11 protein-coding genes and 1 pseudogene are annotated in these 12,300 nt (G+C 35.5%); 7 read left to right on the top strand and 5 right to left on the bottom strand.

Going from position 1 to position 12,300, the window contains the following annotated elements:
• Positions 1-4: 4 nt before the first annotated feature.
• Both E4T88_RS02725 and E4T88_RS02730 read right to left on the bottom strand, forming a co-directional pair.
• On the bottom strand, positions 5-1,660 hold the full coding sequence (locus tag E4T88_RS02725; protein ID WP_135103938.1) for an AMP-binding protein: 1,656 nt from the start codon (positions 1,658-1,660) through the stop codon (positions 5-7).
• A 98-nt stretch (positions 1,661-1,758) separates the two neighbouring features.
• On the bottom strand, positions 1,759-2,688 hold the full coding sequence (locus E4T88_RS02730; RefSeq protein WP_135103939.1) for a LysR family transcriptional regulator: 930 nt from the start codon (positions 2,686-2,688) through the stop codon (positions 1,759-1,761).
• A 233-nt stretch (positions 2,689-2,921) separates the two neighbouring features.
• Here E4T88_RS02730 and E4T88_RS02735 point away from each other — a divergent pair, with 233 nt between their 5' ends.
• Together E4T88_RS02735 and ygiD are read left to right on the top strand one after the other, a co-directional pair.
• The gene (locus tag E4T88_RS02735) at positions 2,922-3,584 is read left to right on the top strand and encodes a YceI family protein (RefSeq protein WP_135103940.1); all 663 of its coding nucleotides are present in this window, start codon (positions 2,922-2,924) and stop codon (positions 3,582-3,584) included.
• 76 nt (positions 3,585-3,660) lie between these two features.
• Positions 3,661-4,485, top strand: coding sequence for a 4,5-DOPA-extradiol-dioxygenase (gene ygiD / locus E4T88_RS02740; protein ID WP_135103941.1), 825 nt, complete (start codon positions 3,661-3,663; stop codon positions 4,483-4,485).
• A 16-nt stretch (positions 4,486-4,501) separates the two neighbouring features.
• Here ygiD and E4T88_RS02745 read toward each other — a convergent pair whose 3' ends face one another.
• On the bottom strand, positions 4,502-5,440 hold the full coding sequence (locus E4T88_RS02745; protein WP_135103942.1) for a hypothetical protein: 939 nt from the start codon (positions 5,438-5,440) through the stop codon (positions 4,502-4,504).
• A gap of 312 nt (positions 5,441-5,752) precedes the next feature.
• On the opposite strand from E4T88_RS02745, the gene E4T88_RS02750 reads away from it, so the two are divergent.
• The 4 genes from E4T88_RS02750 to E4T88_RS02770 all read left to right on the top strand — a co-directional run bounded on the left by E4T88_RS02750 (position 5,753) and on the right by E4T88_RS02770 (position 9,403).
• Positions 5,753-6,133 (top strand): hypothetical protein, encoded by a 381-nt coding sequence (locus E4T88_RS02750; protein ID WP_135103943.1) that lies wholly within the window; start codon positions 5,753-5,755, stop codon positions 6,131-6,133.
• Positions 6,130-6,699 (top strand): RNA polymerase sigma factor, encoded by a 570-nt coding sequence (locus E4T88_RS02755; protein ID WP_135103944.1) that lies wholly within the window; start codon positions 6,130-6,132, stop codon positions 6,697-6,699. The genes E4T88_RS02750 and E4T88_RS02755 overlap by 4 nt, the downstream gene beginning before the upstream one ends.
• A 344-nt stretch (positions 6,700-7,043) precedes the next feature.
• The gene (locus E4T88_RS02760) at positions 7,044-7,994 is read left to right on the top strand and encodes a tetratricopeptide repeat protein (RefSeq protein ID WP_135103945.1); all 951 of its coding nucleotides are present in this window, start codon (positions 7,044-7,046) and stop codon (positions 7,992-7,994) included.
• A gap of 443 nt (positions 7,995-8,437) precedes the next feature.
• On the top strand, positions 8,438-9,403 hold the full coding sequence (locus E4T88_RS02770) for a hypothetical protein (RefSeq protein ID WP_135103947.1): 966 nt from the start codon (positions 8,438-8,440) through the stop codon (positions 9,401-9,403).
• A gap of 51 nt (positions 9,404-9,454) precedes the next feature.
• On the opposite strand, the gene E4T88_RS02775 is transcribed toward E4T88_RS02770, so the two are convergent.
• A complete protein-coding gene (locus E4T88_RS02775) occupies positions 9,455-10,219 on the bottom strand; it encodes a hypothetical protein (RefSeq protein ID WP_135103948.1) in 765 nt (254 codons plus the stop codon).
• Positions 10,220-10,681: 462 nt separating this feature from the next.
• Between E4T88_RS02775 and E4T88_RS02780 the strand changes: the two are divergent.
• Positions 10,682-11,403, top strand: a pseudogene (locus tag E4T88_RS02780) (pirin family protein).
• Between the two features lie 76 nt (positions 11,404-11,479).
• Here E4T88_RS02780 and E4T88_RS02785 read toward each other — a convergent pair.
• Positions 11,480-12,292, bottom strand: coding sequence for an MBL fold metallo-hydrolase (locus E4T88_RS02785; RefSeq protein ID WP_135103949.1), 813 nt, complete (start codon positions 12,290-12,292; stop codon positions 11,480-11,482).
• Positions 12,293-12,300: the final 8 nt, after the last annotated feature.

Genomic DNA, 12,300 nt, shown 5'->3' on the forward strand with positions numbered 1-12,300 from the left:
TTATTTATCGTTGATACAAGAATCGTTTTATACTCCGTTTTGGCGTTTTTTCGAATTCTTGCTCCTGTATTCTGAAGTTTGCAACTTGACTATAGCTTGGCAGTCGCTTGTTAATAGATTTTCGTTCAGTAAGGAAAATATCGGAATACTCACTTTCCTTTATATCATGCTTCTTCATATAGTCTTTGTCCGGGTATATGAGAGCGATCAGTTTCCCATTTTCTTCTATAATGAGCGATTCGGATACAAATGGAGAATTATTATAAAAGCCTTCTATCTCTTCCGGATAAATATTTTGTCCTGAAGCTCCGAGTATCATCGTTTTGCTACGACCTTTGATAAATATAAAACCATCCCTGTCCATCACGCCTAAATCACCTGTACGTAACCATCCGGCTTCGTCTATGACATGCTTTGTCGCTTCTTCATTCTTGTAGTAGCCAAGCATTACATTCTGCCCTTTGACCATGATTTCGCCTGTCTCGGTTTCCATATTCGATGATTCGATGCGTACACTCATTCTGTCTACAGGACGTCCGCAAGATCCGGGTTTGTACGTTTCCCAATACTCGTAAGAAATCAGCGGTCCACATTCTGTCATTCCATATCCAACGGTGTATGGGAATTTTATATCTGTAAGGAACTGTCCTACTTCTTTGTTGAGTGCAGCACCGCCAATCACAACTTCGACCAGCTTACTACCAAACATCGGTATTAGTTTGTCTGCAATCTTTTGATATACTTTTTTTCTGAAGAAAGGAATTTTTATCAGCGTTTTCACCGGCTGCTTCTTTAACTCAGGAAACACACGCATCTGTATGATTTTCTCAATAATCAGCGGTACAGCCAGTACCAAAGTTGGATTTACCTTTGCAAAGGCATCCATTATAATTTGAGGAGAAGGAACACGTGTCAGATAATGAATATGACAGCCTTTGGCGATGGATAATAAAACTTCAAAGGCTAATCCGTACATGTGAGCCATCGGTAGCATGCATACAATACCGTCACCGGCTTTTACAAATTCGATATTATCTATAGCAAACCGTGTATTAGACCATAGGCTGCGATAAGGAACCATAACGCCTTTCGGGTTGCTTGTTGTACCTGATGTATAATTTAGTACGGCTAATTCGTCGGGAGACTCGTCGTGTACAACTACATCTTCTTTCGTAAAGCCATTTGGATATTTTTTCAGTAGTGCCTGATCTAAATTGGCACAGGATGCTAATAATTTGGCAGACCGTGATTTCTGTACAGAAAAGTCATCTATCAAAAGGATCGTTTCCACAGTCGGGATTTGTATCGGATCTATTTTCGACCATACAAATTCATCGGCAAAGAATACTTTCGATTCTGAGTGATTTACTAGCGAATGTATACTTTCTCCACTAAAATCATGTAATATTGTTGTTATCACAGCACCATAGGTGAGGGATGCAAAAAAGGCAACTGCCCAGTTTGCTGAATTTCGTCCGCAAATAGCTATTTTATCACCTTTTTGGACGTCCATATCTTCGAATAGAATATGCAATTGAGCCATCTTTGTGGCGAAGTCCTTATATAGATATGTTTCGCCATTATAATCTGTGAGAGCCGGTCGCTCCCAGTTGTTACATATTCCGTCTTTTATGAGGGTTAGAAATTTTCCGCTTTCCATATTTTAAATTGTACTAGGTAATGTATACAAATATACACAAAAAACTAACTTTTTTGTGAATTAGGTAGAATCATAACTTAATTTTGTTTTTTCGGTTGTTATACAGTTGTTAAATCTTCCATATTCGTATCAACATGTTTTAATATGAAAGATTTTATTTTTTCTACATACTGTGGCTGTATCTTATTCTTATTGTAAGCCAAATAGAGTGTATTCGTTGCCGTAATTGTTCCTTTCCATAATGTCTTTACCCATTTGTTTTCTAAAGCCTTTCCTGCTATTATGTCAGATGATACAGCAAGACCACTATTGTTTTTTATGGCTTTTAGGATAGATAAGTTATCCGGAATTACAGCATGTAATTTCAGTATAGGGCGTTTCTTGAAGCTCTCTCGCCAGAAGCGCCTGATAAGAGGCAGATTATTGTCGTAGGCATACCACTTATGGGCTTTAAGCCATTTCTCGGCTTCGTTCAAATTGTTTTTTTCTATTAGGTCATCAAATATTGTTGTGTCCATATTCGAATTGCATACAATCATAAATGACTCGGTGAATAGAGGCTCATAGGTGAGCGTATCATCTGATTTGCTCTGCCTGGTGATGATTGCAATATCCAGATCATTGTTGATAAGCTTGCCTGTGAGTTCGTCTGCCAATCCGTATTCAACGGTTAGGTGCAGATCATCTTGACTACCTATATGTTCGGCCAGATAATCCGAAAAGAGTTCTCCCGGAGTGCCAAAGCGTATGCTTGGAGCTTTGTTGAGTACAGTCCTTTTAAATTCGGTTTCAACTCGTTCGAGGTTGTCTATTGATTCTACTATCTGCGTGTAAAGCTGTTTGCCGTACTCCGTTGGAACCATCTTGCGAGGCATTCGTATAAATAGAGGCTGACCGATATAGCTTTCTAGGGATGCCAATTGAATGCTGACATTGGGTTGAGATACCATAAGCTCTTGTGAAGCCTTTGTGAGCGTACCATATTGATAAATGGCTTTAAATGTCCTGTACCATTCTAAGTTTACCATTACTATTTGATTGCAAATTATAAATTCATGAATTGAAATTGAACAATCTTCAGGGTTACAGAGTTCTATATTTATTAGAAACTATTAGCAACCAAAGACTAATGAAATACAAATCTATAAATTTTTTTATGATAATGTATAAATATTGCTATTTTGTAAATAGAAAATGATAATTTAACTTTGCATCATATTTAATAGAACAAATCGATTAGTATTTAAAAATTATAAATAATATGAAAACATATTTATTAGCTATTGCGGTAGTATTGTTTGCCGTGTCTTGCAATACAACAACGAAGAACAAGGTAGAAGGAACAGATGCTCAGTCGGCAGCAACAGGAACAGGTGAACAGTTGGTAGTAGATACAACAGCGTCTACCATTAAATGGAAAGGGTCTAAGGTTGGAGGAGACCATGTAGGAACAATCGCATTGAAGAGTGGACAGTTAGCTGTAAATGGAGAAGAGGTAGCTTCAGGTAGTTTTGTGATTGATATGAATAATATTGTAGATGAAGACCTTCCTACGCAGATATTAAAAGATAAGCTGACAGGTCACCTTAAAAGTGGAGATTTTTTTGATGTTGCTGCTTATCCCGAAAGTACATTTACTATTACTAAAATAGTAAAGGCTGCTCATCCTACCGATAGTGTAAACTATGAAGTGAGTGGTAACCTGAAACTGAAAGATGTAGAGAAAAACATTACATTTGGAGCTAAGATAACAAAAGAAGGAGATGTATATAAAGCTGTTACAGTTCCGTTCTCTATAGATCGTACGCAATGGAATGTAAAATATGGATCTAAAACTCTTTTTGCAGACTTGAAAGAGAATATCGTAAACGATAATATTGAACTACAGATAACTATAGTAGCAAAGGCAGCTCAGCAACAATAAATATATTTATAAATAGGTAGATGAGATTCAGCTCTGATCGTAGGTCAGGGCTGTTTTTGTATATAAGATTAGAATTATGACTCTGAAAGAATTACATAAAAAGGTTATGTCTTTTGATGATACACCTTTGATGCCTGTTGTTTTTGTGGGACATGGAACCCCAATGAATGCAATAGAAGATAATGAGTTTGTGCACGGGTGGAATCGGCTGGGGAGTGAACTGCCAAAGCCTCGTGCTATTCTTTGTATCTCAGCGCACTGGGAAACAAGGGGGACATTTGTGACAGCAATGGATATGCCGAAAACAATTCATGATTTCTACGGTTTTCCAAGAGAATTATATAATCAGCGCTATGCTGCGCCCGGTTCACAAGACTTGTCAGCTATTGTGAAAGATCATGTAAAAGCAGTAGAACTTGATTACGAATGGGGCTTAGATCATGGTAGCTGGAGTGTGTTGAAGCATATCTATCCTTTGGCTGATATACCTGTTGTACAGCTTAGTATAGACCACTTTAAAGGACCAGAGTATCACTATGAACTGGCTCGGGAACTGTTTTTCCTGCGTTCTAAAGGTGTTTTGGTAATCGGTAGTGGCAATATGATTCATAATCTCAGGATGGTGAAAGTAGAGAATGGAGACTTCAATACGGAATATGGTTATGATTGGGCTTTTGAACTGAATGATATTTTCAAAAATAAAATCCAAGACGAGAATCACAATGCTTTGATTAACTTTAGTCACCTGCACGATTCTGCACGACTAGCTATTCCTACCCCGGAGCATTATATTCCGCTACTCTATATCTTAGCCTTGCAACAGAAAGGAGAGGAAGTCCGATTCTTTAATGATAAGGTTATAGCCGGATCTTTGAGTATGACGTCTTTGATTATATCTTAGAGTGGAGAGAAATCTACTATTTTGTGCTTACTATTTTATCGCCTCTGAAGTTTAATTGTCCTGCCGGATAAAGCCATTGTTCCGCATTGCCATTTTTAACGACTTCTGTAGGTTCACCCCATGCAAGGCGAGTCATATCTTTGGTCATACCAACCCTGATTTTGTTTTGCAATATACGGCGGAAATTGTTTACATTATATTTCTTTGTCAACTCGCTAGCTTCAGTTGCAGTGTATACTTTTTTTATACCTTCGTTGTTATTCAAAAGAGAGTAGGGGATTGCGGTTTTTAATCCACCTTTGCTTTCTAATATCAGAGATAATTCATTGTTTGTGTTATCTATTGTCAGATCGGTACATTTCCACGTTTGACCTGTTGTAAACGATAGCGCTTTTCCGGTAGAAAGATTACGTGACATTTTCAGGATGTCGTCGGATAGAACATATTCTTTTCCCCTTTGTATTGCTTTCTGTTTTAGAAAAAATCCTGTAACGATAAATGGAAATGTATATTCGGAATCGACATTGTATTTATAAAACAATACGTCTCCACTCGATTTTTCCTGAAGTTTCAGATAATAATCATCTGCATAGTCTTGTTTGTTTGATTTTGCTTTTGGGTGATTCAAAACTTCTAAAATCTGGAAATATTTTCCAGCCAGATCTTCATAGCGAGAATTGTAATTATCATTCGGTTTATAGATGTTCTTTTCGTCGTTTAGTATGTCGTCATCCTTTTTATACTTGAGGATAAATCCACTGTATCCATATTTTTGTGAAGGCTTATCAAGGCCTTTAAGAAATAATTCTTGTCCTGTATATTGTAGAACATCTTTTCCTAGAAAGTTTCTAGTGCTGTCGTATGGGTGAATATCTATCTCTTGCTTTTTGTTCTTTTGAGCAAATATTGAATAACTCAGTAAAGCCAAGACGGCTATTAGTAATGTTTTTCTCATTCTTTATCTTTTAAAGGGCATAAAAGTAAATATATTCGATAGAATATTCGGCTTGATGTTTGTTGTAAGTGAATTAGATTTAGTTTTTTTTGTATTTAATAAAAATCTTTCTAAAATATTTTATTGCCTCATTCGTCATAAATAATAGAGATATTTTTGAGATAAAATAAATAATGGAAAAGAAAGATATAAGTAAAACGGCTGTCCCTATAGCAATTATAGTTGCTTCATTACTGATGGCAACGATTAGTATACTTCATTTGTATTTCAGTGTGATAGAATAAGAGTTTGAGAAATAAAAGGATAAACAATATGAAAAATTTTAAAAGAAAAAAGATCGCGTACTTTTTTATATTTATTGCTGTTTTTGCAGCATCCATAGCTGTTGTAATGTTTCTGTGGAATGCTCTGATACCTTCAATAATAGGATGGACGTCTATTAATTATTGGCAGGCGGCCGGGCTTATGATACTGTCGAGGTTACTGTTGGGCGGCTTTGGACGTTTTGGTAAATTTGGAAGACATCCTCGCCATGATAAGCGAAATGAAGATTTCTACTATTGGCATGCATTAAGAGCAAAAATGAAAGATATGCCTCTTAGTGAGCGACGCGAATATATTCGGAAGCACATGAGAGAAAGATGTGAAAGAAGAGGTTTTGAATCAGATATGGCCAACGACAATAAAGAATGACGAACGATTTAGCTAAAGGACAACAGAATGTTACCGATATTTTCTATAAATATCGCGTGCAGCTGAAAAATTATATAGCTAAACGAGTCTTTTCGAAGGAGGATAGGGAAGATATTTTGCAGAATGTTTTTTATCAATTATCAAAAATAGATATGATAGAAAAACCAATTGAGCAAATGTCTGCGTGGTTGTATTCAGTGGCCAATAATCAGATCATAGACCGTAGCCGCAAGCATAGGGAGGTGGATATGCCTTATGTGACAGCTAAAGATGATGAAGATACATTCTTAGCGGAGGTCTCTAGTCTTATGTTTGATAAAGATGCATCTCCCGAGACTACATATTTGCGGGCTTTGGTCTGGGAAGAATTAGACGCTGCTTTGTCCGAACTTCCGATTGAACAACGGGAGGCATTTGAGCTGACAGAGCTTGATGGCTTTTCTTTTAAGGAAATATCAGAAGCTACCGGAGTAAGTGTAAACACACTGATATCTCGCAAACGTTATGCCGTGCTTCATTTGCGAGAAAGGCTAGGTAATTTATATAAAGAGTTGTTAGAGGGGTGAAGACTCTTTGAGTGCTACTTTGTAGAATACTTCAATAGCTTCATCTTCTAAAAAGACTAAGAGTGGATCGCTTTTGGTCTTTTTTTGTTTTTTATAAAGGTTATAAAGGAGAATAATATCATATTTTATGTTAAAAGAGTAACTTCTTTATACTTTCTGCGTTATTAATAATAAGAAGTATAACATTATTATTTCTAGAAATAATTATAATATCACTTTTTTATTTAAACACTACCATGAAGCACTTAACTGAGACAGATAAGTGCTTCTTTTTTATATAAATCAATTGAGTTTGAGTATCCGTTTTTTTTATACCTTTGCCAACATATATATCAATACAATTTATGCGCAAGACAAAGAAGATTTCACAAACACACAGTAAGTTATACTTTCTGATTCTTATTATATTCCCTTTGGTTTTTGGCTCGTGTAGATTGTTTGATAAAGATATCAGGCAAGATAAACATATTGTCTCTTTTAAGCATCAGATGGGACGTGTTGCAGATAGCTTAGATACACCGGCCGAAAGAATTAATGCATTGAAGACAATATTGGAGAACATAGAAGCCGATGAGGATTTGATAACTCCTCGAAAAAAAAATAAGTTGCTGATAGAGGCAAATTTTTATCTGAGCAATGAATATTTTAATGTCAAGAATTATAAAAAGGCAATAGAATGTACCGATATTGCCATAGGGCTTGATACTACTGATGCTACCGGGTATTATAATCGGGGAAGTATTTACCAATCGATAGGAGATGATAGCCTTGCCATGAGGGATTATACGCAGGCTATCAGACTAAATAATAATTATGCCGATGCATATTACAATAGAGGTATAATCTATGAAGTAGGTGGAGAATGTGAGAAAGCACTTGAAGACTACAATCGGGCGATAAAAGAAGAACCAAAAAATGTTGCAGATATCTATAATAATAGAGGAAATATATATTTGTCTATGAAAGATACCAGCAAAGCATTAAGCGACTATTCGAGAGTATTGGAAATAGACACTGCGAATATAAATGCATATACCAACCGAGCCGAAATATATATACTCCGTCAGGAATTTGATAAAGCTTTAGACGATTGTAATAAAGGACTTATTCTCGATCCTGAGAATATACGCCTGTATTACAAACGTGCTGCAATTTATGAGCGAAAGAATGAATATGATGAAGCTATAGCTGATTATGAAAAAGTTCTGGACTTGGATAGGCATGATTTGTATAAAGCACGAATTAAGACCAAGGAGTCTATAAGGAAATTAAAAACATTGGCTCGAAAAAGATGATATGACTATTTGGTGTAGTCTTCTCTTCAGAAGGGTGCTTAATAATATCTAATCTCTTTAAATAATATATAAAACGTATAGCAACAAATAGGGAAGATCTATTTGTTGCTCTTTTTTTATGCGGATTTGTTGTAGAGTTTTGCATTATGATATGGATATTTCAATATGTTTTTGATGTATGTTCCTCTTTTTGTAACCCTATGAGTGAGGCAAGATGTTATACTTTTCTACCGTATTTTTGTGCTCTAGAAAATGTGATAAAAATACAATTAGGATTCCTTGTAATTGTTTCCAGGCCTACTTTTACATATTTATGTGGTTTTGTAAAACTAAACATATTATTCTCTTGTTTTTATATGATGAATATTCAATACAATTAAGGTTTTAATATTATTATTAATCAAGATTTATTTCTAATCTTTTCTCTCTACAACATAAATGTCATGAAAAACGAATTAAACAGTAAATTAATTATATCTATCAAAGAAGCCCTTCCTCCTCAGATAAAGGTTGCAACCTACTTAATGGATTTGCTTTCTATCGGGCGTGAAGCTGTTTATCGTAGGATAAGAGGGGATGTGTCTTTTGACTTAGAGGAGCTCTCTGTAATATCTAAAGCGTTAAGCATATCAATTGATGATATTTTGGGTAAGAATGATACTACAGCGTTATTTAGCATAAATATGATTCAAGAAGAATCATTTTTTGAGCAATATTGTAATTCTTTGATTTTTTATACAGATATTTTTAGTAGAATGAAAATGTACTCTGGTTCTCAGGTACAAGGTGCTAATAATGAGTTACCTTTTTCATTTTACCTTTCTTATGAAAAAATAGCTAAGTTCTATTTATACAAATGGGTATATCAGCTTCAGACTTCCAAGCCTACTGTTCCGTTTTCTGAGTTCTACTTGCCTCAGAGAGTTATCGACCTGAATAAAAAGTATATTTCAGAATCTAACTCTTCTTGTCATACAACGTCTATCCTATCTCAAAATGTTTTGTCTTCATTTCTGAATACAGTAAAATACTTTTATAGACTTAATTTGTTGAACAATCAGGATCTAGAAGAAATTAAGAACGAGTTGTTGTGCATGTTGGAGAGATTGGAGTCGATGTCTATATCAGGAGTTTGGATGGATGACTTTGAATTTAACTTTTATATATCCAATATCGATTTTGATACCACTTATAGTTATATGCAGTGTCCTGAATTCGAATTGTCTACGATACGTGTATTTTCTATTAACGTAGTGAGATCGTTTACTCCTGAAATATGTCAAGCTAACAAGAAATGGATTGAATCTTTGAAACGCTATTCTACATTGATCTCTAAAAGTGGAGATTTATACAGAACAGAATTTTTTAATAATCAGAGAAAGATTCTACGAGATATATTTATTGACTGATTTTTTTATATAATAAGATAATTCATTACTGACTATATACATCCAGAGAGTTTATTTCTTGTAGAATACCGGGGCAAAGTATGGCCTGTTCACCCATTTCCCGTTGAATGGATTAAGCTCACGGATTACACCGCCTTCGATTCCAAATTTTTCAGTGATTTTGACCTCTAGCGTGCCTCCGTAATATGTTTGAGGATACATACCCATCATCGGGCCTTCTACTCCGTTATGTTTTCCTCTCACGGAATATTGTCCTCGGGCATTTATTCTTATTCTGTCGCTTAAGATGAATTTCATATTTCCTCCTGCACCCACATCGTTGTAGTTCCCTCCATATAGTGCATATTTTGAGGCGTAAGGACCAGCTGAAATTACCAGCCAATCTGTTGGTTGATAGTTAAAGTACATACTTACAGACCTTACTGCGCCTATGGATGGATATGTATTCTGTATAGAAGATGAACTGAGCCAAGCTTCGTTATCCAGATTCATTCCTGAATAATAGCTATAGTCATTGGCAAAAGGATACCGCGTAATCGTATTGCTTTCTACAGGAGGTCCGAGATATACATCAAGCGGAGGAAGTATTAAGTCTATAGTTGCATCATCTCCTTTTTCTAAAGGTTTATACAAATCATATTTGCTTGCAGATGATTTGTTGTTGCCTGATACATCCAGGTTCAAATAATTCTCTAACCTTTCATCAAATTTGAAAGATCCTTTCTTTAGAGGAGGAAAGCTATCTTTAGGAATCTCAGTTTGGGAATAAGAGGTAACTGAGACGAGTAAAAGTAGTATAAAGACTAGATTTTTCATGATTTCTTGTTTTTAATTACTACAACAGTAAAGTTAATAAATAATTGTGAAAGAAACATATATTTCTTTGTAAAAAGAAGCTGTAAATAACTGATAGATTTATGCTTTATAGCTCATTTAGGAAATGTTTACCTACCAAAAGGTGACAAAAGTAACAGTTTTTATCTGTTTTTGTGCTGTCACTTTTGCTCATTCTTATTTCCCCATACTCTTTTTTGTTATTTATATAATAAGATAAAATTAGCATAAATAAATTTATATAAATCCTTGTTCTATTGCATTGCCTTTCTGGTCTATGTATTGCAATATTGTATAAATATATTTATATATATATATGATTTATCTTATTTTGATAATAGATGGATAGTGCTTATCTTTGTAATATAAAAATAAGGTGTATTGCTATGATATACTTTATATTATAAATAGTTACTCATCAGATATAACAGAAAGGGTAGTTTTATGAAAACAACATTAATTAGAGCATCTTCAAGAGGATCAGCAAACCATGGATGGTTGAACACACACCATACTTTCAGTTTTGCAAACTACTATGATCCCAACCGTATACATTTTGGCGCATTAAGGGTTATAAACGACGATATAATTGCCGGAGGAGAAGGCTTTGGGACCCATCCACATGACATATGGAAATAATTACTATTCCCTTGTATGGTGATTTGGAACACAAGGATAGCATGGGGCATACAGAAGTGATAAAAGCCGGAGAAGTGCAGGTAATGAGTGCCGGATCGGGTATAACACATAGTGAATACAATGCTAATGAGTATAAACCGGTAAGTCTTTTCCAGATATGGGTTTTTCCATCTCAAAAAAATGTAGAACCTCGTTACGACCAACGTGAATTTGATTTTATAGACAATAAAAATCAATTCATCCAAATTGTTGGACCGAAGAGTGATCCTTCAAATACAGCACTTTGGATACATCAGGATGCTTGGTTTAATATGGGTACTTTCGATAAAGGTGTCAACACAAGCTATCAGGTGAAGAAAAAAGGGAACGGTGTATTTGCTATGGTTGTTGAAGGAGAGTTTTCTGTCGAAGGGCAAAAATTATATCACAGAGATGCATTTGGTGTATGGGATACAGATGGTATAAATATCACCGCAGAATCTGACAATGCACGTATACTGCTGATAGATGTGCCGATGGTATTTTAATAGAAGAGGTTAAATTATATACATTAGTAAAAGGATCTCAAAGCCGAGCTTTGAGATCCTTTTTTTATAATAAAAGTCAGTAGGCTTTATAATTATCATTCAGACGTTTTACTTTACTCGTCTTTACCTTTACATCGTGGCAATAAATAAGGGTGTAGTTTTCTTTTTCTGCTTCAATGAGAAATCGCTGTTTCTCTTCCGCCGATTTTAATGCACAGATGTCGTAAGCTGAAATCCATTCTAACGGGACATGAGCACTTGTTGGTATCAGATCCCCGGGAAATGTATATACACCCGCATCTGTCTTGATATATACAACTAACTGCCCTATACTATGTCCGTCAAACAATCTCACACTTACCTCTTTAGATATCTGCATGCCTTGGTCAACAAAGCGTAAGAGTGCGGCATCGTGTATCGGCTGTATATTTTCAGCTAAGATAGAATCTGCTTCCAGTATGTTGGGGGTTAAATAATTGTCCCATTGTTTGCGGCTTAGCCAATAAGTAGCTTTAGCGAAAGAAGGGATTATTTTGTCGTTTTTATCTCTTTTAGTTGCATATCCGCAATGGTCGAAATGCAAGTGGGTCAATATCACATCGGTGACATCTTCACCCGAGAAGCCATATTTCTTTATTTCGTCTTCAATGTTAAGCAGAGAGTGTGGTTGGTAGTAAGACATTCTCTCGGTGTGCTTATCTCCCATACCGGTGTCTATCAATATGACCCTGTCTTCGGATATGGCGAGTGCACACCGCATAGCTAATGTACACAAGTTGTCGGCATTGCTTGTGTATTTTCTTTGCCAGGCACGCTTTGGTATAGCTCCAAACATGGCACCTCCGTCTGCTTGGATATAGCCGCTTTCTATTATTTTTATGTCAACCATTTTTTTTC

The sequence above is a fragment of the Dysgonomonas mossii genome (assembly GCF_004569505.1).
Classification (GTDB): Bacteria; Bacteroidota; Bacteroidia; order Bacteroidales; family Dysgonomonadaceae; genus Dysgonomonas.

Coding starts and splice junctions, on each gene's coding strand:
- E4T88_RS02745 (WP_135103942.1), bottom strand. CDS start 5,440: ATGAGAAAAACATTACTAATAGCCGTCTTGGCTTTACTGAGTTATTCA.
- E4T88_RS02735 (WP_135103940.1), top strand. CDS start 2,922: ATGAAAACATATTTATTAGCTATTGCGGTAGTATTGTTTGCCGTGTCT.
- E4T88_RS02760 (WP_135103945.1), top strand. CDS start 7,044: ATGCGCAAGACAAAGAAGATTTCACAAACACACAGTAAGTTATACTTT.
- E4T88_RS02750 (WP_135103943.1), top strand. CDS start 5,753: ATGAAAAATTTTAAAAGAAAAAAGATCGCGTACTTTTTTATATTTATT.
- E4T88_RS02730 (WP_135103939.1), bottom strand. CDS start 2,688: ATGGTAAACTTAGAATGGTACAGGACATTTAAAGCCATTTATCAATAT.
- E4T88_RS02785 (WP_135103949.1), bottom strand. CDS start 12,292: ATGGTTGACATAAAAATAATAGAAAGCGGCTATATCCAAGCAGACGGA.
- E4T88_RS02725 (WP_135103938.1), bottom strand. CDS start 1,660: ATGGAAAGCGGAAAATTTCTAACCCTCATAAAAGACGGAATATGTAAC.
- E4T88_RS02775 (WP_135103948.1), bottom strand. CDS start 10,219: ATGAAAAATCTAGTCTTTATACTACTTTTACTCGTCTCAGTTACCTCT.
- E4T88_RS02755 (WP_135103944.1), top strand. CDS start 6,130: ATGACGAACGATTTAGCTAAAGGACAACAGAATGTTACCGATATTTTC.
- E4T88_RS02770 (WP_135103947.1), top strand. CDS start 8,438: ATGAAAAACGAATTAAACAGTAAATTAATTATATCTATCAAAGAAGCC.
- ygiD (WP_135103941.1), top strand. CDS start 3,661: ATGACTCTGAAAGAATTACATAAAAAGGTTATGTCTTTTGATGATACA.